The organism is Algoriphagus iocasae (genome assembly GCF_014206875.1).
Classification (GTDB): Bacteria; Bacteroidota; Bacteroidia; order Cytophagales; family Cyclobacteriaceae; genus Algoriphagus; species Algoriphagus iocasae.
This window is the reverse complement of record NZ_JACIJO010000003.1, coordinates 353,974-374,462: the sequence shown is the minus strand read 5'-3', so window position 1 is coordinate 374,462 and position 20,489 is coordinate 353,974. Positions and strand designations below refer to the sequence as shown.

At 38.8% G+C, this 20,489-nt stretch carries 18 protein-coding genes; 5 read left to right on the top strand and 13 right to left on the bottom strand.

The window, feature by feature from the left end:
* Nucleotides 1–52: 52 nt before the first annotated feature.
* The 8 genes from FHS59_RS15835 to FHS59_RS15800 form a co-directional block, all read right to left on the bottom strand.
* Entirely contained in the window at nt 53–1,693 is a 1,641-nt protein-coding gene (locus FHS59_RS15835) for a hypothetical protein (protein WP_184496393.1), read from the bottom strand.
* Nucleotides 1,675–3,864, bottom strand: coding sequence for a hypothetical protein (locus FHS59_RS15830; protein ID WP_184496392.1), 2,190 nt, complete (start codon nt 3,862–3,864; stop codon nt 1,675–1,677). Before FHS59_RS15830 ends, FHS59_RS15835 begins: the two co-directional genes overlap by 19 nt.
* Complete coding sequence (locus FHS59_RS15825; RefSeq protein ID WP_184496391.1) at nt 3,861–5,024, bottom strand: BatA domain-containing protein; 1,164 nt, start codon at nt 5,022–5,024, stop codon at nt 3,861–3,863. Before FHS59_RS15825 ends, FHS59_RS15830 begins: the two co-directional genes overlap by 4 nt.
* Nucleotides 5,024–5,893 (bottom strand): DUF58 domain-containing protein, encoded by an 870-nt coding sequence (locus tag FHS59_RS15820; RefSeq protein ID WP_184496390.1) that lies wholly within the window; start codon nt 5,891–5,893, stop codon nt 5,024–5,026. The genes FHS59_RS15825 and FHS59_RS15820 overlap by 1 nt, the downstream gene beginning before the upstream one ends.
* The gene (locus FHS59_RS15815; RefSeq protein ID WP_184496389.1) at nt 5,883–6,878 is read right to left on the bottom strand and encodes an AAA family ATPase; all 996 of its coding nucleotides are present in this window, start codon (nt 6,876–6,878) and stop codon (nt 5,883–5,885) included. The genes FHS59_RS15820 and FHS59_RS15815 overlap by 11 nt, the downstream gene beginning before the upstream one ends.
* A 7-nt stretch (nt 6,879–6,885) precedes the next feature.
* Nucleotides 6,886–7,500 carry a DUF4159 domain-containing protein gene (locus tag FHS59_RS15810; RefSeq protein ID WP_184496388.1) on the bottom strand — a complete coding sequence of 205 codons (615 nt, stop codon included), beginning with the start codon at nt 7,498–7,500 and terminating at the stop codon, nt 6,886–6,888.
* Nucleotides 7,501–7,620: 120 nt separating this feature from the next.
* Nucleotides 7,621–8,937, bottom strand: a complete 1,317-nt coding sequence (locus FHS59_RS15805; RefSeq protein WP_184496387.1) for a TldD/PmbA family protein — start codon at nt 8,935–8,937, stop codon at nt 7,621–7,623.
* 16 nt (nt 8,938–8,953) lie between these two features.
* The gene (locus FHS59_RS15800) at nt 8,954–10,597 is read right to left on the bottom strand and encodes a TldD/PmbA family protein (RefSeq protein WP_184496386.1); all 1,644 of its coding nucleotides are present in this window, start codon (nt 10,595–10,597) and stop codon (nt 8,954–8,956) included.
* A gap of 375 nt (nt 10,598–10,972) precedes the next feature.
* Here FHS59_RS15800 and FHS59_RS15795 point away from each other — a divergent pair, with 375 nt between their 5' ends.
* On the top strand, nt 10,973–11,896 hold the full coding sequence (locus FHS59_RS15795) for an NAD-dependent epimerase/dehydratase family protein (protein WP_184496385.1): 924 nt from the start codon (nt 10,973–10,975) through the stop codon (nt 11,894–11,896).
* On the opposite strand, the gene FHS59_RS15790 is transcribed toward FHS59_RS15795, so the two are convergent.
* On the bottom strand, nt 11,897–12,499 hold the full coding sequence (locus tag FHS59_RS15790; protein ID WP_246388491.1) for a hypothetical protein: 603 nt from the start codon (nt 12,497–12,499) through the stop codon (nt 11,897–11,899).
* 156 nt (nt 12,500–12,655) lie between these two features.
* The gene (locus FHS59_RS15785; RefSeq protein WP_184496383.1) at nt 12,656–13,810 is read right to left on the bottom strand and encodes a hypothetical protein; all 1,155 of its coding nucleotides are present in this window, start codon (nt 13,808–13,810) and stop codon (nt 12,656–12,658) included.
* A gap of 154 nt (nt 13,811–13,964) precedes the next feature.
* Between FHS59_RS15785 and FHS59_RS15780 the strand changes: the two genes are divergently transcribed.
* On the top strand, nt 13,965–14,870 hold the full coding sequence (locus tag FHS59_RS15780) for a cation diffusion facilitator family transporter (RefSeq protein ID WP_184496382.1): 906 nt from the start codon (nt 13,965–13,967) through the stop codon (nt 14,868–14,870).
* Here the strand turns inward: FHS59_RS15780 and FHS59_RS15775 are convergent.
* Nucleotides 14,842–15,444, bottom strand: a complete 603-nt coding sequence (locus FHS59_RS15775; RefSeq protein ID WP_184496381.1) for a uracil-DNA glycosylase family protein — start codon at nt 15,442–15,444, stop codon at nt 14,842–14,844. The two genes, FHS59_RS15780 and FHS59_RS15775, sit on opposite strands and share 29 nt — an antisense overlap.
* A gap of 226 nt (nt 15,445–15,670) precedes the next feature.
* On the opposite strand from FHS59_RS15775, the gene FHS59_RS15770 reads away from it, so the two are divergent.
* The 3 genes from FHS59_RS15770 (at nt 15,671) to FHS59_RS15760 (ending at nt 17,915) form a co-directional block, all read left to right on the top strand.
* Nucleotides 15,671–16,255: a DUF4136 domain-containing protein gene (locus FHS59_RS15770; RefSeq protein ID WP_184496380.1), complete on the top strand. Its 585-nt coding sequence runs from the start codon at nt 15,671–15,673 to the stop codon at nt 16,253–16,255.
* A 237-nt stretch (nt 16,256–16,492) separates the two neighbouring features.
* Complete coding sequence (locus tag FHS59_RS15765; protein WP_184496379.1) at nt 16,493–17,341, top strand: OmpA/MotB family protein; 849 nt, start codon at nt 16,493–16,495, stop codon at nt 17,339–17,341.
* 157 nt (nt 17,342–17,498) lie between these two features.
* Nucleotides 17,499–17,915 (top strand): GxxExxY protein, encoded by a 417-nt coding sequence (locus FHS59_RS15760; RefSeq protein ID WP_184496378.1) that lies wholly within the window; start codon nt 17,499–17,501, stop codon nt 17,913–17,915.
* 539 nt (nt 17,916–18,454) lie between these two features.
* Here the strand turns inward: FHS59_RS15760 and FHS59_RS15755 are convergent.
* Both FHS59_RS15755 and FHS59_RS15750 read right to left on the bottom strand, forming a co-directional pair.
* On the bottom strand, nt 18,455–19,804 hold the full coding sequence (locus FHS59_RS15755; RefSeq protein ID WP_246388490.1) for a TolC family protein: 1,350 nt from the start codon (nt 19,802–19,804) through the stop codon (nt 18,455–18,457).
* Nucleotides 19,782–20,465 carry an ABC transporter ATP-binding protein gene (locus tag FHS59_RS15750; protein WP_184496377.1) on the bottom strand — a complete coding sequence of 228 codons (684 nt, stop codon included), beginning with the start codon at nt 20,463–20,465 and terminating at the stop codon, nt 19,782–19,784. Before FHS59_RS15750 ends, FHS59_RS15755 begins: the two co-directional genes overlap by 23 nt.
* Nucleotides 20,466–20,489: the final 24 nt, after the last annotated feature.

The window sequence follows — 20,489 nt, the reverse complement described above, 5'->3', positions numbered from 1 at the left end:
TCAGCCTGAACGCAGCCCATCAAGAATATGCAACAGTCGGAGTAAAAAAAAATCAATAATTCAATCTCGGTTCTAGCCACAAAAGACCAGAAAACAAGAGGAACAGACCAAGCCATACCCAATCGGAGATTTTCCCTTTTTCAGAATTCAACTTTTCCATTGCCTCATTTGAATTATTTCCTCTTAAAAAATCAGCCATATTTTTTGAATTCCTAACAGTTTCCAATTCCTCATCACCATATAGGTATACTTCTACAGAATCCGATAAACTTGCCCATCCAGATTCCGCCAATGAAAAACGAGAGACTTGTGTAAATGGATTGACCAAATCTTTCTGAAAATAGATGGTATCAGAACCTATCAACGAAAAACCATCTTCATTTTCGGCTCCGTTATATTCCAAAGTCCCAATTTGATCAGAAAACAAAGGTGCATCATAACTCCAATTACTCAATTGATCAGGAATGAGCTCACCAAGGATTTCATCCCAAATTTTTGAATAAACAGCAGTATCACCACTCAGATAAATTGGAAATGTCTGGCTTATCAAGCTCATTCCTACTTTCATGGTTCCTAAATCCTGAACAGCGACAGAATTCTCAAAAAGCATTTTCTGTCCTTTTTTCGCCTCGAAAGTATAAGGAAGTGCTTCAATGCCCGACTCCAATTCCCTCCATTCCTCAGTTCCTGATCGCTTGATTTCAAAATCAGTCTTAAAAAGCTCATTCAACTCTCTGACATCTGATTCTGGATTTCCTGAATTAATCATCAAAACTCCAGTAGTTCCATTTGCCAGTTCTGCCCTTACGCTTCGACTTTTAAGTTGATTTAAGTCAGCAATCAAAACTTTCAGCGAGTCTAAATCTTCATCACTTGACTGAATCTGACTTGCTCTCGAAACTTGGATTCTTTCATCCACCTTTTCTCCTTTTTCTTCCAGATAGCGATTCAAATTCCTTTGCTCTGGATTCGGAAAAGAGAATCTCAGTTGATAAGTTTTTGGGATTGGTGGAACAGCAAAAAAATTGATACCCGCAATCAGGGAATCATTCAAAAAAAGATTCACTTCATTTCTTCCAGTGACTTGAACAGGAAATCTTAAGTTGAAACTTTCCTGATTTGCCTCAATTGAATCGGATGCGAGCACCTGATCCTGAATTTTCAATTCGAGAAGGGATTTCTTACCAGTAGAGAGAAGTCCCGTCACCAGCTGCATTTCCCCTTTTCTAACAATCCCTTTCCAATGTAAATATTCAGGAAAAAGACCTTCTTCAACTTTGACCAAATTGACATTTTTACCATTCAGTCTATTCAATTCGATATTAGAATATCTATTCCCAACCAAATAAACCGGATTTCCTTTGCCTTGGTAATCTTCAACCGATAAAGTCTTCCGAATTCCTAAACTATCTCTCAATCTTTTGATTTGTGATGAGGGAACATCTTTTGAATAGACCAAAACAGGGTCAGATCCTTGATCACTTTCCCAAACTGGCTGTAGAAGGTAACAAATCAAAAAAAACGAGAAAAGGATATTTAAGATGGATCTAACCCATTTCTTAGGACTTTGATCCGCAGACTTGAAAATCAAGAAAAGCTGAAAACCCAAAATCAGCAGGATCATCAACAGAAAAACAATCAACCAAATTTTGGGTAGAGAAGGGTTAAAATCCATCATTTGATATTTTTCCAAAAAGCTGTTTCAAGCTCATTTTTCTGTAAATAGGAAGCAGACAATTTCTCACCAGAATTTGCTATCGGATAAAGCGACTCAACCAACTGGGCTTTGGATTCTTTGGTGATTTCACCGGAGGTCAGTTGCTGCAAAGCCAGTAAAACCGACCAGTCTTCCATACCAGAATATTGCATTCTGGCTGTCCAAAGTTTTCCCAGTTCAGAGATTGCAATCTGATCGGACGAGCTGAATTCAGTTTTCGAAACCAAGCCCAAAACCCGAGATGCCAAAGGCTTGATTTTCTCTTCTAAAATCTTCTGTTCTTTCTGAATCAGCTGTTCGATATCATCCAATTCTCCACTCAGCCTTTTCTCTTCTTCCTTGATCGGTGGCGGATCAAAACCAGTTCTTTTCACATAAACTCTCGATTTTTGCTGAACGGATTTCAAATATTCCAACGCTTTCTTTTCAAAAGGAAGAGCCTTTTCAGGTTCGTATAATCGAAGATAAAGTTCCGATTCCCACATCTGTTCTAAGGCCATTTTCAAAGCACTTTTCGTTGACTCCTCATAAAAAGTATTTACTTCCTCTGATCCATGATCATGCATAAATGCACTTAGTAAGTCTCCCAAGCCAGATTCATCTTCATTTTTGTATTCCATTTCGGCTCCTGATTCTTCGGCATGTTCTTCATGCTGTTCTATAGGCAGACCAGTCGGTTCATGCTCCCCTTCCTGATCATGTGCATGTCGATACCCTGCCAAAATATCTCCATCATCTCCTTCCATTATTCCTCCACCGGCCGAATTTTCAAACTCTTCTCCTAAATATTGCCCGTAGCGCAAGCGAAGCAATTTCTGATCATAGCCGATGTTGTTAGAGGTTTCATTAAAAGTATGCTGCTTCATCGTCTTTTTACCAGCAATCAGCTTTTCTGTATCGATGATGATTTGTCTTTGGCTTCGGAAATATTCCGGTAAAACACTGATTGCCATTCCAGCCATTTCAGCCTCTCCAATCCCCGTCGAATCCACATATTTGATGAAATAGGTGTCTGATCTGGAAAAATTAGCTTCTGGTCTTTTATTATCTTTTGCCGCCCAATAGTAATACAATTCATCCCCTTGTTTGAATTCCAAAGCTTCAAAATCCAACTCGGTCTTAATGGAAGAAGACTTGAAATTTCGCTCGTTGATTTCAATTTTGTTTTCCCTGAATTTCACATTCTCACCTGAGCCTCTGGCCAAAGTTGCCACCAAATACACTTCACTCACTTTAAAATCATCGGAGATTCTAGCTTCCAAACCCATCTTTTGTGGGTCTTTTTGAAAGTGAAATTTATAGACATCTTTCTCTGTCGGTTGGATCAGAGGCACTTTATCCTCAGTTACCTCCAAAGTATAATAAGAGGTTTCGAATACTTTCTCACCCGCTTTATACGCTCTAATCGCATAAATTCCAGAACCAGAAGCCTCGTCCTGTAACAAATATTGATCTGAGTTTCTCGCGAAAATCAATTCTTCCCCTTGTGAATTCACAAGCATCACTTCCAGTTCATCGGCACCTAAAAATTCAGTCTCCCAATTAATCTTTGATCCTTTGATGGTTTTTATCTCCATCGAATTTTGATCAATAACTGGCAATTCGGTGTATGAAGGCGGGACTATCCTAACAGATAAATTGGATAGCTCAATTGGAACCTGTTCTTCAGTTACAGGAACTGTATTTCTTATTTCATTATTTGGAAGTGAAGTATCTGAATCAGCAGTAAAATCAAGGAAACTAAGCCCAAATACGGCTATTGAAATCAAAAAGAAATAGACTGCCACTTGGAGATTTTCTTTATAAATCGAAGGCTTTTCTTCCGGTACCTGCAAGTTAATTCGCTCCCATTGTAACGACTCCGCAAGGTTTCTTTCACTTTTTGAAAGAAGCTCTAGGCTAAATTCCAATGCAGGAATTCTCTCATGAAGGATTTGAAGAGCCAAGGTCTTTTGATTTTTGAAAAGCCCAAAAAAGTAAGCAGCTATAAAAAAGGAGATTAGAGCTACAGATAAAGCGACAGCAAGAGAATCCTGAAATGCATAAAAAAGTAATCCTGATCCTAAAGCAACCAATAGCGATTTCAAAAAGGAATTGATCCTGATTTGGTTCTCTATATGCTCGATATGTTGTTCGATCCGACTCATATCCCCCTCTGAAATGACAAGTAACGCTCTGCTCCAAAAGTGAGAACAAACAAACCTACAAGAAGTATTTCCAATCCTGATTTCTTCTCATTTCGCTGCTTTTCATTTATCAAAAAGCGAGAAGAAATCTGAGTTTCCGAAATCTTCGAATCCTGCGGTTTCACCCCCACAAAATCTATCAACTTACCCAACAAAAACTCAGGCAATCGACCTGTTTGCACTAATTCAGAACTTTCGAAATCAAGTTTGGTAGAAATAAAATTAACATTGTCAGCTTCAGGAAAACCAGATCTTTCAGTCAAAAAGTAAAGTTTATTGGATTCTATATTTTCAGGATTCCCATCATCAAAAATTAATGTAGCACCCTCTGGATTCTCCTTCTCGACAAAATAGATCTTCATCACCTGAGAAATGGAATTTAAAGAAGCTATCACATTTTCTCTTTCCTCTTCCTCAAGATTCCCCAAATAAAACCCGACTTGTTTCAAAGAAATAATCGCTGCTTTATTCTCTGATTCGGATTGTGAGACAAGCAGGCCATCATTTCCAATTTCCAGCATTCTAGCTGAGTCTAGTTCGATTCCGAAATTCGGGCTTGGACCAGAAGCTGTTTTTGCTAGATGGATAATTGGTTTCACTGGACTTATCAGCATCTTCTCTGGAAGATAATTCTCTGAGTTTGGAAGATAGAAATGCAGTTCTGCTATCGGTCCTTCCAAAGAATTCAATGCTTTCTGGATCTCATAGGAAGCAAACCAATCCGGCTCAAGTTCCTCGGATATTTCTGTTAATTCGCTATCTATCCAAGCAACTTCCTCCTCTCGCTCATCCGCCTGCTCTAATTCAAATCGGAATTCTTCAAAAACCTGTCGATCCGGAGCTACCAAATGCACCACTTTTTTACTTTCAGAAATTTCCCAGGAGTTCAAAATCAAATGAGAAAGTAGCAAAATGAACAACACCAACAGAATCATTCTCAAGAGTAAAACCAGAATTTGGTCTAGTCGAATTGATTTAGAAGATTGATTTTCTTGTTCGGAAAGCCAAGCCATTGCAGCCCATGCCACGTTTTTACCCTTTTTACCATTCCATAAATGAACCGCCAAAGGGATGGAAAGACCTAAAAGTCCCCAAAGCAATATGGGCTGAAGAATCTCCATCAGGTAAATGATCTTTTGGATAAAAACTTCGATACGACAGAAACGATCGGTTCGTCAATGGTTTCCTGCATCAGGTGGATATTTGGCTGATGAAACGCTTCTCTTAAAGATGATAAGTATCCAGAGATTGCCTCATTGTAGTCTTTTTTGGCAGCTGCTCCATCCAAGGTAATTTCACGATCACTTTCCAGATCTTTGAAAATAAAACTGCCTTTCATATCGAACTCTTTCTCCTGCTTTCCCAGAAGCTGGAATAAGACAATTTCCTTTTGTGGATGCTTCATTTCCTCCACAATTTCTACCCATTCATTGTCTTTTTGAAGAAAGTCGGAAACCAGAATAATCAATTCTTTTTGCTTGCTCTTCATTGCTGGAAAAGACTGTTTGCTCACTGGCCAAGAACCAGAAGCTTTCTCTGATTCCAAATAGAACAAAATACGCTGAAAACTCTTTGGAGAAGGGGCTACTTTCTTGGTTAAAACGCCTTCATGAAAAGTGAAAAATGACAAAGAATCTCCCTGCAAATGGGCCAAATAAGCAATCGAAGCCAACAAGTTTTTCGCATAGTCTAATCGACGGATCCCATTTTCTTCGTAATTCATCGAGCCAGAAAGATCCAGCATCAAGGTGATATGCAGATGACTTTCAGCCTGTGACTCTTTGATCATATATTTTCCTGATCGGGAAAAATATTTCCAATCTATTCGCTTTGGATCGTCCCCAGGCTCGTAATATCTATATTGTTCAAACTCACTACCGGCACCCACTCTCTTTCCGAGATGGATCCCCTGCTTGAGTTGCTCGCTGATAATTTTTGCAGAAAGCTTCAAGTTGTTCAGTTTGACGATATCCAGATTACTAGCTTGCATGTACTGGGATAGAATTTACAATTTTGGTAATGACTTGATCTGCTGACACATTTTCTGCTTCCGCTCTGAAGTGAAGAGACAATCGATGTCTCAGCACTGGAAATGCCAAAGTCTTGATATCTTCTGGCGTTACAGCAAATCTTCCTTTTACAATTGCACGAGCTTTGGCACAAAGGATCAAAGCCTGTCCAGCTCTGGTTCCTGCCCCCCACTCTACATATTCTCTGACTGCATCCACCTGAGTGATATCAGGTCTGGTATTTCGGATCAGCTTGTTGATATGTTCTAATAACTTGGAGTCAATATGAACTTGTCGGGTCAGCTTTTGGAGTTTTTTCACTTCTTTTCCAGACAAAACCATTTCTGGTTTACCAAAGTAAGTCCCAGTCGTTTTTTCTAATACTTCAAGTTCCTCCTGCTCAGAAGGATAAGCCAATTTGATATACAATAAAAAACGATCCAGCTGAGCCTCCGGCAAAGGATAAGTACCTGATTGCTCAATCGGGTTTTGGGTAGCAATAATCAAAAAGGGATCTGGAAGCGGGTGAATTTGTCCTCCATAAGTCACCATTTTTTCCTGCATTGCTTCCAGCAAAGCGGCTTGAGTTTTTGGTGGAGTCCGGTTGATCTCATCTGCCAAAACCATGTTGGCGAAGATTGGGCCACGGTTAAACTGGAAAAATTTCTTCCCAGTCTCATGATCCTCCTCCAGAATCTCAGTCCCTAAAATATCCCCAGGCATCAAATCCGGTGTAAACTGGATTCTCTTAAATTGGAGTTCCATCACTTCAGAGATAGTTTTTACCATCAAAGTTTTGGCAAGTCCTGGTACGCCTTCCAGCAAGCAATGACCACCTGCAAGCAAAGTGATAATGATTTCATCCAGCACTTCTTCCTGCCCGACGATTACTTTGGCAATCTCTTTTTTCAGCAGAGGGATTTTAGCTACCAGATCTTTGTATTCTGCTAATTCTTTATTTTCCAATACGTTGTTAGGTTAAGGCATAGACCACGATGTTGACACCGAATTTGGTGTTGTCAATTTTCAGGAAGCGTTTGTTTCTAAAATCGTAGTCCCATTCGCATCCATAATCTTTATTACTGTATAAAACTGCGATTCTGTCTTTGATGATGATGGCTTTGAGATAATCATGAACGAGATCATCTCCCCAACCATTCAGTTCAAAGGAAGTAGCTGGTGGACCATCTTCAAACTCGAAAAAGCAGTTATAGATCCAGTGGCCATTTGGGATTTTTTGAAGCGCATCAGGACCAAAAATTTCGGCCATTTCTGCTTCGAAAGACTTTGCAAACAAACCATCGATGTCATGATTGCAATCGTCAGCGAAAACAAAGCCTCCATTCTCTACATATGTTTTGAAATTGGCTCTTTCCTGCGAAGAAAAATCCACCAATTTATGCCCGCTGATATAGCAAAATGGGCTTTTGAAAATCTCAGGGCTACTCAATTCCACCACTTTCTCTGTTTCATCCACTGGAATTGTCGTGTATTCCACCAGTGAATTGATCAGATTAGAAGGCATTCTTTGATCGGTGTCCCAGTTTCCTGAATTGTACTTGATTCTTGTGAAGAAGAAAGGGCGCATTTGTTGGTTAGTTTTCAAAAGGTATGTAGTAAAGCCTGTGATCGAAATTTAGTTTCGAAGGAAAACTTCCTTTCTCAAACTTAAATTCCGACCACGGCCTATTTAAACTGTATACCGATTTTAAACAGCGTCAGATAAACTGGTGAAGGTGAAGTCTCTGATTTTCATCGGAGGCACCATGCTTCCATCCACGCGTTGTGGTTTACCCATCGCTTCAATATTGTTTAGCATGATTATCGGGCTTTCGTTGAAACGGAAGTTTTTAACAGGGAATTTGATCTGACCATTTTCGATGTAGAAAGTACCGTCACGGGTAAGACCTGTAAACAATAAAGTTTGAGGATCAACCGCTCTGATATACCAGAACCTAGTTACCAAAACTCCTCTTTCGGTGCTTTTGATCATATCAGCAAGAGATTGGTCACCACCTTCGAAGATGACACCTCTAGGTCTTGGAACTGCTTCTACACCTTGTTTTTCAGCCCAGTAACGAGAATAAAACAGGTTTTTCACGACTCCATTTTCCACCCAGGTAGTTTTTTCCAATGGCAAACCATCGCCACTCCAAGGAGCTACTGGAATATCTGGATGAGTTGGATCTGAGTAAATATTTACTCGCTCATCAAAGATTTTTTCCCCGATTCTTGTACCTCCACCTTTTTTGCTCATAAAGCTTCGGCCTTCGTCAGCACTTCTGGCATCCAGACCAAAAGTCAATCTTCCCAATAAATCGGAAGCTGCTCTAGGCTCAAGAATTACAGTATATTTTCCTGGCTCGATTGCCTGGGCATTTACAGATGCCTGGGCTTTTTGGACTGCCAAAGCAGTAACAGGACCTGATTTCAACAAATTGACATCATTGTAGTCGGATCCAGCATATCCTGAACCTGTTCCATCAGCTGTTCTTACAGTTACTGTAAAATCAACAGAAGTTCTTTTGTTGTATCCAAAAAGGCCTTTGCTGTTTCCAGTGGCATTAAACCCAGAGAAATCCTCCAAATAACCAGCTGCTGTCAAATTGTTATCAGCACAAGGCTTGATACTGTCTATTGCCACTTGTGCTCTATAATCGGGATCGATATTATCAGTAGACTCACTGAAAGTATTGGTCTCAATGTAATCCTGAGGACCTAACATTGGCATGTATTCTGGATTTTCAGGAGCAAGTTTTGCGATTTCTTCTGCTCTTGCCACTGCTTTCTTCAGGGATTCATCATCCAATTCGTTGATGCTTGTAGAACCTGATTTTTTGCCAAATACGGAAGTAATACTTAAGCTGATACTATTGGTTTCACCACTGGTATTTACTGTATTTCTGGCATATCGGATATTACCTGTTCTTCCACCACCAATACTGACTTCTGTTTCGTCAGCAGTTGCATAAGAAAGAACTTTATCAATTATTTTTTTTGCTTCTTCTTTAGTTAAAATAGCCATTTCGATGATTTTAAAGTTAAATCTTTCTTCCTGTGTTGATTACATTGACTCCGTCAAATCTGGTAGTAGAACTACCATGAGAAACAGCCGAAACCTGCGAAGGCTGGCCTTTTCCGTCAAAGAAGGAACCGAATAGCTTATAATCATCTTTGTCACAAATCTGAGAACAAGAGTTCCAGAATTCCTGAGTATTAGACTGATAGGCCACATCCTCAAGCATTCCAGCGATTTCGCCATTTTTGATTTCGTAAAACAACTGACCACCAAACTGGAAGTTATATCGCTGCTGATCGATGGAATAAGAACCTCTACCCACGATATAAACACCTTTTTCAACGTCTTTAATCATGTCGTTGACACTTAACTTTTCAGCTCCAGGTCTCAAAGAAATGTTGGCCATTCTCTGGAACTGCACAGATTCCCAGCTGTCTGCATAGCAGCAACCATGAGATTCTTTCTCTCCAAGAATACTTACCTGATCACGGATCGCCTGGTAATTCACCAAAACTCCATTCTTGATCAGATCCCACTCTTTGGTTTTCACACCTTCGTCATCATAAGCTACATAACCCAAAGAATGTGGTTGTATCTTATCTGCGAAAATGTTGACCTTATCGGATCCATATTTGAAATCACCTGATTTCCACTTATCCAAGGTTGCGAAACTTGTACCAGCATAGTTGGCTTCATATCCCAACACTCTGTCTAGCTCCAATGGATGACCGACAGATTCGTGAATGGTCAGACCCAAGTGATCTGGATCGAGTACCAAGTCATATTTTCCAGGAACAACTGACTTCGCTGAAAGCTTTTCTACAGCCTGCTTTGCTGCTGCAGTAGCATCTTCAACGATATCATAAGAATTTCTATAGCTCACCAATCCTACTGGACCAGGGATTTTCTCAGAAGCTAAACCATCTAAATATTCATAACCCATCCCCATTGGAGCGCTCAAGGCCTGACGAGAACGGAAATTGCCTTCTGCTTTATTCAAAGCAGTGACGGTAAAGTTTGGCCAGATTCTATGCACGTCTTGGTCGATGTAAGATCCATCTGTGGAAGCAAAATATTTTTGCTCATTAACCATAAACAATGCTGAGTTAACAAAAGCAGCTCCATTTTGAAGAGCGGCATCATTTGCTGATAAAAGCAAATCGATTTTGTCTTTTACAGGAACTTCAAAGGCATTCTTTTTAATAGGAGTCTGCCAGGTCACTTCTCCGGCTCCTTTAACTGGTGCAAGTTGAACAGGTTCGCTTTGAAGTTTTGAATTTGCTTTTGCGATAGCGACCGCAGTTTCAGCACAAGCCTTGATGCCATCTGGTGTCACATCCGAAGTAGCGGAAAAACCCCAGGTTCCTTCGGCAATAACTCGGATCCCCACACCGAATGACTCTGCATTGGTGATGTTTTGTACGTTTTTCTCGCGGGTGATGACAAACTGGTTAAGGTATCTGCCGATTCTTACATCTGTGTAAGTTGCACCTTTTGCTTTGGCTGCATTCAGTGCGATATCTGCCAATACTTTTTTGGCAGCAGCATCAATTCCCGGTTCCAATAATCGTTCTGCCGTCACAGGATTGCCCATGGCCAGCATTCCGGGAGTCATCAGGGCTCCAAGGCCCATCCCGGAAAGATGAATAAAATCTCTTCTTTTCAATTTACCTTCTGTTTAAATGATGGTGTATTAGTGATATTTGGTTTGATAGGGTATTCATTTTAAAAATACCTTTTAAGATCAGGAAGCCAATGAAATTATACAGCCGCGGTAAAATCTCAATTTAGCAGCCCGATTTCATTATTTAACCACCTCAATTTTCATTTTTTTTAATGAAATACCTTAAAATCCTTTGCTTATTTACCCCTGCCTTGGAATTAAAATCATTTTTTCCTCCCCTTCACTTATAAATGAGACCCTCTCTTAATATTTTTCACAAAAAAAACTTTCTCATTTTTTTAAAAACATTTTATCAATCTGTCCTAAATCATTTTCATATTCCTTAATTTTTCACTTTCATTTTTCATCCTCAAATCTATGACGCTTCACACTATTTTAGGTGCAAATGGCAACATTGCCCGAATCGTTTCCAATGAGTTAAATCTGCAAGGGATTAAAGTCAGGCAATTCAGTCGAAGGCCAAGAAAAGTGAATGATTCTGATGAATTGGAATCTGGAGATTTATTGGATAGTCTGAAAGTAAATAATGCAGTTTCCGGAGCAGAAGTCGTTTACCTCTTAGCAGGTATTAAATACAGTAGTAAGATCTGGGAAGAAGAATGGCCCATCATTATGAGAAACACTATAGAGGCCTGCATTTCAAACAATGCCAAACTGGTATTTTTTGACAATATGTATGCATACGATCCTGATGAGATTGGACATCTTACTGAAAAGACTGCCTTGAATCCAAAGAGTAGAAAAGGACTGGTTCGGAAAGAAATTTTAGAAATGCTCTGGGCCGAAGTAAATGCAGGGAAATTAACTGCTTTAGTAGCCCGGGCAGCTGATTTTTATGGTCCTAATGCATCCAACAGCTTTCTCAACGAGCTTGTCCTTAAGCGCATGAAAAATGGAAAAGCTCCCCAATGGCTCTATGCAGGGGGTAAAAAACACTCTTTCACTTATATTCCAGATGCAGGAAAAGCCACAGCATTTTTGGCTTTGCAGGAGGATTCCTATAATCAAAGCTGGCATCTACCAACAGATAAGTCCTACCCATCAGGAAATGAAATTACCTCAATTGTTAACAAGGAGCTTGGAACTAACTTCAAACTACAAGTGATGCCTTCTTGGCTAGTATCAATTTTAGGATTATTTATGTCAATTATGCGTGAAATAAAGGAGTTGAAATATCAGACAGCCGAGGATTATTGCTTTGATTCCAGCAAAATTGAGAAGGCATATGGTTTAAAACCAACTCCGATCAAAGATGGTTTGAAAGAATCCTTAAAGGCCTAATCAAATAAGTTCCTGTCTTGAAAGCACTCTAAATGAAAATTTATACCCTTCATAAGCAGCAATAGAATAAAACAGAAGATCAATGATCTGGAAGGTTTCTTCCATCAAAAGAAAGGTATAGGAATAATCAAAAATTAAGAGCGTTTCTAGAAAACCTATTCCTTCCTCATTCGCGATAAAACCTATAATGCTCAAAAAGTTTCCCAAAACACAACTTATAAGAGCAATCGCTCCTCCGGCAATCCCGAAAGATTGATCAACACCCTTGCCGAGGTAGCGAATTGTAAATCCAACACCAGCACCAATAGCAATCGCCATATACCCAATCTGGAAATTCGTGGCAACAGTGATCATTCCCCAAAGAATTGCTCCTAATATTCCAGCAATAAAACCCCCAGTCACAGCCAACGGGAAATTTTGTTCCATTCTCAATTCCCTTAGTTTCGGTTCTGAAATTTGATCAATTTGAAATGCCGCTTCTTCAAAGTCATTGTCGCTAATTTCCTGAGCAGCTTTTACATCAATTGAATAAGTCGGACATGTGTTTGTGAAACTTGCCCTTTCTCCTGTAAGACTACAGATTAAGCCTATTTCCATATTCATTTCTCGGTGAGTACATTTTTTACAAAACACCAATTGCGCTTCTCTTGTCATAAAAGGATAAGGGATAAATTTGATCGAATGTACCAAAGTGAAAAGGCATAAAAAATACCCAATATTGGGTATTTTTTATGCCTTTTGATATGGGAAAACAAGGTTCTAATCAATAAGCAATTTCAACTTATAAAGGATAATCCCATCATCTTCGGTTTCTGATAAACCGGCCACTTTGGAAACCACAATTTCACCTTGATTATTCACGACCATGGGGAAATTACTAGCGATGGGAAAGGGCACATTGGTAGCTACCTGATTGAAATCTTTATCCAAGACCGCCGCAAAATTAGGGTCCTTTCTACGAACCGAAAGTCCACCGTCTGCCCGAGGATCAAGACCTTTCATTTGGTCTTCAGTTAAACCTCTATTGTAAATAGCCAAATAATAATCTCCTACTACCAGAATATTAGTCAAATTCCCTGGTCTCTTTTTCTGGTTTTCCGCAAAAAACTGATCTGCATTTTCAAAAGAAACTGAAGTAGTTGGTACCCAATCAGGAATATCAATTTCTATAGTTTTTTCGTATTCAAATCCATCACCAGCTTTTTTATAGACATAAATTTCTGGTTCAAACCACATACTTAATAAAAGTCTATCTCCATCCATAGTATATACTGGGATAGGAAAACCATGAACCTCATCACTCAATAGCTCTGATGTCTCAGGAAGTTTCAATATGCCCAAGGTATCTCCAGTAGTTTTGTCTTGAGATTCAATAATCGGCATTTTAAGCAAAGCTTGATAAAATTCACCTTCTTCAAAATTGACATTCATTGTTTCTGGCCATGGCTTTGGATAGTAGATTTTATTTCCAGATTCGAACATCCCAAGCTTAGGGTACATCATAAAAGACATATGAGGATATGGAATGCTCAGTTCACCCACTTTTGAAGAATCTTTGAAATAGTAATATCCTTTGGGAGGATTAAATACCGTCACATTTCCATTGAAATATCCCAATCCAAGCGCTTGATTAACAGGAGAAGTACCCTCTTCACTGAATTTATTATGTAGAAGAATTTCGCCCTCATCATTGACTTCTAGGTATTCATAGTATGAATCAGTAGCCAAAAGATACTTTTCGGAATTTTGATCATAATCCAACAGCATCATCTCGCCGAGATAGTCAACTTGAACCGAGTCAATAATTTCTAGCGAGTAAGTCTTTTCTTTTTCTTCTTTCTGCTCATTCGGAGAACAAGAAAAAACCAACATCCCAAAAACTGATAAAAGACAAAAATGATAACCTGATTTCATCTGATGGATTTTAGCTGAATTAATTAAAAAGACCATTTTAGAAAAAAATAGTTTAAAAAGCAAGGCAAAACTATTAAACTAAGTAAAGAGCCAGTTTCTTCATGCAATTCCCTTGCATGGATCTTTTGTTAAATTTAAGTTTTAGTAAAAATCTATGGCGCATTCCCACGATCATCATCACCACCATCAAACTGGCTCCAATCTGAAGCTTGCCTTTTTCCTCAATTTGGTTTTTACCATTTTGGAGATTTTCGGAGGGATTTGGATCAATTCTGTAGCCATCATTTCGGATGCAATCCATGATTTGGGAGATACTGTTTCTTTGGGACTTGCTTGGTATCTGGACAAAAAATCCAAAAAATCAGCAAACCATCAGTTTTCTTTTGGCTATACCAGGTTCTCCCTTTTAGGTGCTTTGATCAATGCCGTGATATTGATTACAGGATCCTTTTTTGTGATTTCTGAAGCCATAAAAAGAATAATAAATCCGGAAGTGTCTGATGCCAAAGGAATGATCTTGTTTGCTCTGGTCGGTGTTGCAGTCAATGGCTATGCAGCTTGGAAAGTGAGTTCCGGTGCGACTCAAAATGAGAAAGTAGTGAGTTGGCATTTGGTTGAAGATGTATTGGGATGGGTTGCAGTTTTGATTGCAGGCATCATCATGTACTTCAAAAATATCCCTTGGCTTGACCCTGCCCTATCTCTTGCCATTTCTGCTTTTATTCTTTGGAATGTTTTCAAAAACCTTAAAGAGACGCTATATATCTTTCTACAGGCTGTACCTGCTGAGCTTTCTTTGGAAGAAATCAAACAAAAGATTTGTGATATTCCACAGGTAGAATCGATTCACCATACCCACTTATGGTCTTTGGAAGGAGCCCATCATGTTTTTACTACTCATGTGAGAATTAAAACCGTGGATCATCTGGAGGAAGTTCTGGAGGCGAAGAAAGCGATCAAGGAGGTGCTCAAGGAATATCCTTTTAGCCATTACACAGTTGAAGTGGAATTGAATGAGGAAAATTGCGAACTCAAGGAGCCCCATGAGCATTTTTCCTGATGATCTGGGAAACGAGATCTCTTAATCTTGGCACCACCTTTTCTTCAAACCACGGATTTCTTTTTTGCCAGATTCTATTTCTTGGAGAAGGATGAACTAATGGGAAATTCCGGGGCAAATATTCTTCAAAAGCATGTACAGTTTCGGTGAGATTGCTTTTCGTATTCCCTTTTAAATAATATGCCTGCGCATAGCTTCCTATCAAAAGGACCAATTCAATCTTTGGCATAAATTCAAGCAATTCTGAATGCCATTGAGGAGCACACTCCTTCCTGGGAGGTAAATCACCGCTTGTTCCTTTACCTGGATAGCAAAAACCCATGGGCATGATTCCAAAAATCTTTGAATCATAAAATTCCTCCTTCTCTACTCCTAACCATCTTCTCAGCTCATCTCCACTGGGATCGTTCCATGGAATTCCTGTTGCCTGAACTTTTGTCCCAGGAGCCTGCCCAACCACCAAAATCCGACTTTCAGGGTGAATAGAGAATACTGGTTTAGGGTGAAAAGGGATTTTTCCTAAACACAATTGACAACTTCTTACTTCTTCACAGGCAGAATGAAAGTTTTCCATACTATTCACTAACGCTTTTGAATTCGAAAAATCCTCAATTATTCTTCTAAAATAATTTTAAAACAGCAAGGTTGTGTATTACTGATTTTTTTTCAATAACTTAAATAGGCATTTCACTGAATTACAAGTATTTGAAAACAACTGTCTTTAAATACAGTTAATCCAGTAAAGCAGATTTCTACGTATTTCTGATATACTTTTTATCAACCAAAGAATTAAAGCAATCATGAAAAACTCTTACCTGATTTTAGCCCTGTTATTGATTTTGTGTGCTTCTTGCTTTACGCAAAAAGACTATGTAACCGAATACGATTACAATTATCAAGGCTCATTTAAAAAATATAAAACCTTTGCATTTGTCGTTCCGGATGAAATAGACACTACCAGCATTTCACCGGTCTTGAATGCCACAATAGGTGCTAGGCTAGGTTCACAGGGATTTAGAGAATATGAGCAAAAGCCTGATATGCTTGTGAGTTATAAAATATTTGTCGACTCCATCAAATATAGAGGATATGTGCAGCCAGAGTTTGATTACTGGTTAAACAGAAGAGGTGTCACCACAGTCAATGAAGAAGGAGAAGAGGAAAAAGAACAGGAGAAAGACGAAACTTACAACCAAGTAAAATATCAGGAAAACCAAGGAATGCTGGTGATCTATGTCATCGATAGTAAAAGAGGAAGCACCATTTGGCAGGGATATACTGCAGCTAATTTTGATATGGCATCTCCAAATTTTCAATCTGACATCACAAGAGCCGCTTACCGGGTAATGAATGAATTTAAAGTGGTCAACCGATACATGCAATAGTCCGCAATCAGCGGGAATTATACTATCCAAACTGTGGAAGCTCTCCACACAATTTTAGATTATCCCGATTAATTCGGGATATTTTTTTGTCCTGAAACCTGGGCTTCCATCATTAAAAAACAGCCATACAGCACAATTATGGCCATTTTTTAGAGTTTTATCCATTTCAGAAAAAAGAAGGATTAGCGACTGGCAGTTGGTTTGGAACTACACTTTCCAAAACCAAGAAACGAAACAATGAAAAAATCACTAATTATCACCGGAATTTTAGGAGCCTCGATGATGGTTTCCTGTGTTTCAAAAAAGAAATACACCGAACTGGAAAGCAATCTTTTTAAAACCCAAACTGAATTAGCTACTACCAATCAGGAGAAAGCTGAATTGGAAGAGAAAATGGCGATCATTGAAGCCAGAGTTGCTGAGTACAATAACAGAATCAACTCTCTAAGAGCAGTAAATGATGAGCTTAATAGTACCAATGCAAGCTTATACGACATCCAAGGTGGAACTGTCATGTCTCAAAACTCCAAAGCTAAAATGAATGAAACTTTAGCAATGGTGGATCAGGATAAGTTGGCTCAAGCTAAAACTTTGGAAGATTCAGTAAATCTTGCAGTTGAGTATAACTTGAAGAAAAACATCACTGAAACTACCATGGATGGAGAAGAGGATGATGTTCAGATTGACATCGATCAGACTGTTGTGATGATTTCAGTATCTGACAAATTATTGTTTAATACTGGTAGCTACAGAATTAACAACAAAGCGAATCCTTTATTGCAAAAACTGGCTGAGGTAATTAATTCCGAGCCAAGTCTACAGGTTATGATTGAAGGTCATACTGATCCAAGATCTATTTCTACAGGAGTAATTCAGGATAACTGGGATCTTTCTGTAAAAAGAGCTACTAGTATCGTAAGAAAACTTCAGGAAGATTATAATGTCGCTCCTGAGAAAATGATTGCCGCTGGTAGAGCTAGTTATATGCCTATCGTAGAAAACAATTCACCTGAAAATATGGCAATCAACAGAAGAACAAGAATTGTTTTAATTCCAGATTTGGACATGTTCTTTGCAATGTTGTAATCCAAATTTAAAACCACTACCAACCAAAAAGCAGGCTTTAGAGCCTGCTTTTTTTATTTATAAAATTCATACCAACAGCATACCTAATTTTTTTTGATTAAAAACCCAAGAAAATAGTTAAGTTGAGTTTATCTCTGAAAATAATCCTTTTAGATGTATGAAACCAACTCAAAAGTCAATAGACAAGTTATCCTACAATATTATTGGTGCCGCAATTGAGGTACATAAACACCTTGGACCAGGTTTACTGGAAAGTGTCTACCATAAATGTTTAGCAATAGAATTAGAAAACAGAGAAATAAAATTCACTAGTGAATTAGCTATCCCACTTAACTACAAAGGACATCTTATTGATACTCTTTTGAGATTTGATTTCTTAATTGAAAATCAAATAGTAGTTGAAATCAAATCTGTTTCAGAAATACTTCCCATCCATCAAGCTCAACTAATCAATTATATCAACCTCTTGAAAGCACCTAAAGGAATCCTTATAAATTTCAATGTGGTCAATATTTTTCATCATGGTCAAAAAACATTTATAAATAAATATTATGAATTACTAGACTTTGGATGATCAAAAAAAGAAAATCAACCCTATGGAAAAGGATTCAAATTACATTTTCTCATGGTTAACATAGTTCTTACTTCCAGAGAGAAAACTCTATGCGACCCTATGTTGCTATGTGGTAATCAATGATTTTGGAGAAAAAAAAATTTTAACCGAATAGCCCCATTGAAATCATAGCAACACTACTTGCGGCAGTAAGCTATGCGACCCTATGTGGCTATGTGGTAATAAATACTTCGAGAAAAAAGAAAAACCACATAGTCACATAGAAATCATAGTTACACTACTTGAGGCAGAAAGCTATGCAATCCTATGTGGCTATGTGGTAATTAGTGCTTTAAGAACTTAATCTAATCCAAAAAGCCACATTAAAATCATAGCAACACTACTTGAGGCAGAAAGCTATGAAACCCTATTTGGCTATGTGGTAATTAGTGCTTTAAGAACTTAATCTAATCCAAAAAGCTACATTGAAATCATACCAACACTACTTGAGGCAGTAAGCTATGCAATTCTATGTGGCTATGTGGTAATTTTTATTCTGCCTATTCCATTACATCAAGCGTACCTAAGGCATGCTTCATCAAGACTTCCTGAAAATACAAGGTAAAGACAGCCTGAGCCTGATCCGCCTGCGCTGCAACTAATTGTTGGTTTGCAGTGGAAAGATCCACAAAATTGGAAAGCCCAAGTCTAAATCTCTCACTTACAGCATTCTGAGCTTCCTCTGCAGCCAAAACCTGAACTTGAGTATTTTGTTCATTAAGAACTGCTGCTCTATAATTTTGGTAGGCTAGCTTCACTTCTTGATATACTTTTCTGTCTACAGATTCTTTTTGAAGAATTTGATTTTGGTAAGCAACTTTTCTTCTTCCCACATCCAGTCTTGTCTGGAAATTATTGAAAATCGGAATAGATAAATTCAACCCAAGAGTGTTCTGAGGATAAATCTTCAAAAGCTGCTCGCGCAAAGACCTGTCATCTAATGATGTAAAGAAAGTATTGTAATTATAGAAAGCATTCAATCTAGGATAATACATCGCCTTAATCGATTGAACTCTTTTCTTGGCTGCAGTGACCAACATTTCCTGCTGCTCCAGATCTGATCTGTTTTCCAGAGCCAATTCATACAATTCCCCAACAGTCATTCCCTCGAATGAAATCAGGGTGTTCATTGGATCCACAGGCGTCAACTCAGGAATAACTGTTGGCTCCAACTGAAGATATTCTGAAAGATCCCAAAGATCATTTTCCAAGGTCACCTGAGCATTGATGGCAACAGATTCAAGTCGCGCCACCTCTGACTCTTGGTTGTACTGATCAGAAACTGTTCTTAATCCAGCATCTACAAAACCAGTAATTTGCTCCAGTTGTTGTTTTTGGTTTTCTAGATTTTCGAGGGCAATTCTTAATAACTCCCCATCTAAAAGCACCTGAAGATATCTTCTAGACACATCAAAAATCACTTGCTGTGCAGCTCTTTCCAAGCCTTTCTCACCTGCTAGATAATTTAATCTGGAAGATTGGGTGTCCAAAATTCTTCTACCGGCATTGAACACAGGCATATTTAAGCCCAAACCTGTGGAGACAATTTCGTTGGTCACATTGGTCACCACGATCTCACCTTCGATCTGTTGGAATTGCTGACCTCTTTGTTGCTGGAAAGAAGTATTGATATTGGCACTTGGAAAATGCGAGGCCAGAGCTGATTGTTTCTCTCTTTTCAGAACTTCCATCTGATTTGACTGCATCTGGTAGTCTAGGTTTTTTGACAAAGCAATTTCAACAGCTCCTTGAAAATCGAGTTTCAGTGTATCCTGAGCTTGTACTGTTCCTAAAGAAAGAAGGAAAACTCCTGCACTTAATACTTTTTTATACATGGGTAATAACTTCATCTTGGTCAATTTTTCCGTCCAGCATTTGGATCAATCGGGTACCATAATCGGCATTCTCACGGGCATGAGTGGCCTGTATAATGGTAGTACCTTCTTTGTGCAACTCTTGGAAAACCTCCATTATTTCCTGCGCTTGGGCAGAATGTAAGTTTCCTGTAGGTTCATCAGCCAGGAGAATTCTCGGTCTTCCCGCAATCGCTCTGGCAATGCCCACTAATTGCTGTTGTCCACCTGAAAGTTGAGCAGGGAAAAGGTCTTTTTTAGCCACCATATTGAATCGATCCAATAAGTCTGCAATAATGCTTTTACGCTCGTTGGAAGATACTTTTCTATAAAGTAGCGGCGTCTCGATGTTTTCGTAGACTGTCAGTTCATCGATCAGATGGTAGGCTTGGAATATATAGCCAAATTCAGACTTGTGAAGAGCCGAACGGTCCCTATCACGCATCTTGGTAATATTCTTTTCGCCAAACCAATATTCTCCTGCATAGTCTTCATCCAGAAGCCCAAGGATATTAAGCAAGGTGGATTTCCCTGCACCACTTGGTCCCATCAGAGTGACAAATTCACCTTCATTGATGGTCAAATTAATTCCTTTTAAAATGAATACCCTTTGAAAGCGGGATTCTATAAACTTATCAATTTCTTTGAGTTGAATCATTCGAACGTTTTGAAATAGGTATTG

What these genes read in the sequence shown, in the direction of transcription:
- FHS59_RS15830 (WP_184496392.1), bottom strand. Translation starts at nt 3,864, where the DNA reads ATGAGTCGGATCGAACAACATATCGAGCATATAGAGAACCAAATCAGG.
- FHS59_RS15770 (WP_184496380.1), top strand. Translation starts at nt 15,671, where the DNA reads ATGAAAAACTCTTACCTGATTTTAGCCCTGTTATTGATTTTGTGTGCT.
- FHS59_RS15820 (WP_184496390.1), bottom strand. Translation starts at nt 5,893, where the DNA reads ATGCAAGCTAGTAATCTGGATATCGTCAAACTGAACAACTTGAAGCTT.
- FHS59_RS15750 (WP_184496377.1), bottom strand. Translation starts at nt 20,465, where the DNA reads ATGATTCAACTCAAAGAAATTGATAAGTTTATAGAATCCCGCTTTCAA.
- FHS59_RS15790 (WP_246388491.1), bottom strand. Translation starts at nt 12,499, where the DNA reads ATGAATATGGAAATAGGCTTAATCTGTAGTCTTACAGGAGAAAGGGCA.
- FHS59_RS15760 (WP_184496378.1), top strand. Translation starts at nt 17,499, where the DNA reads ATGAAACCAACTCAAAAGTCAATAGACAAGTTATCCTACAATATTATT.
- FHS59_RS15780 (WP_184496382.1), top strand. Translation starts at nt 13,965, where the DNA reads ATGGCGCATTCCCACGATCATCATCACCACCATCAAACTGGCTCCAAT.
- FHS59_RS15810 (WP_184496388.1), bottom strand. Translation starts at nt 7,500, where the DNA reads ATGCGCCCTTTCTTCTTCACAAGAATCAAGTACAATTCAGGAAACTGG.
- FHS59_RS15795 (WP_184496385.1), top strand. Translation starts at nt 10,973, where the DNA reads ATGACGCTTCACACTATTTTAGGTGCAAATGGCAACATTGCCCGAATC.
- FHS59_RS15775 (WP_184496381.1), bottom strand. Translation starts at nt 15,444, where the DNA reads ATGGAAAACTTTCATTCTGCCTGTGAAGAAGTAAGAAGTTGTCAATTG.
- FHS59_RS15805 (WP_184496387.1), bottom strand. Translation starts at nt 8,937, where the DNA reads ATGGCTATTTTAACTAAAGAAGAAGCAAAAAAAATAATTGATAAAGTT.
- FHS59_RS15755 (WP_246388490.1), bottom strand. Translation starts at nt 19,804, where the DNA reads ATGAAGTTATTACCCATGTATAAAAAAGTATTAAGTGCAGGAGTTTTC.
- FHS59_RS15825 (WP_184496391.1), bottom strand. Translation starts at nt 5,024, where the DNA reads ATGGAGATTCTTCAGCCCATATTGCTTTGGGGACTTTTAGGTCTTTCC.
- FHS59_RS15785 (WP_184496383.1), bottom strand. Translation starts at nt 13,810, where the DNA reads ATGAAATCAGGTTATCATTTTTGTCTTTTATCAGTTTTTGGGATGTTG.
- FHS59_RS15765 (WP_184496379.1), top strand. Translation starts at nt 16,493, where the DNA reads ATGAAAAAATCACTAATTATCACCGGAATTTTAGGAGCCTCGATGATG.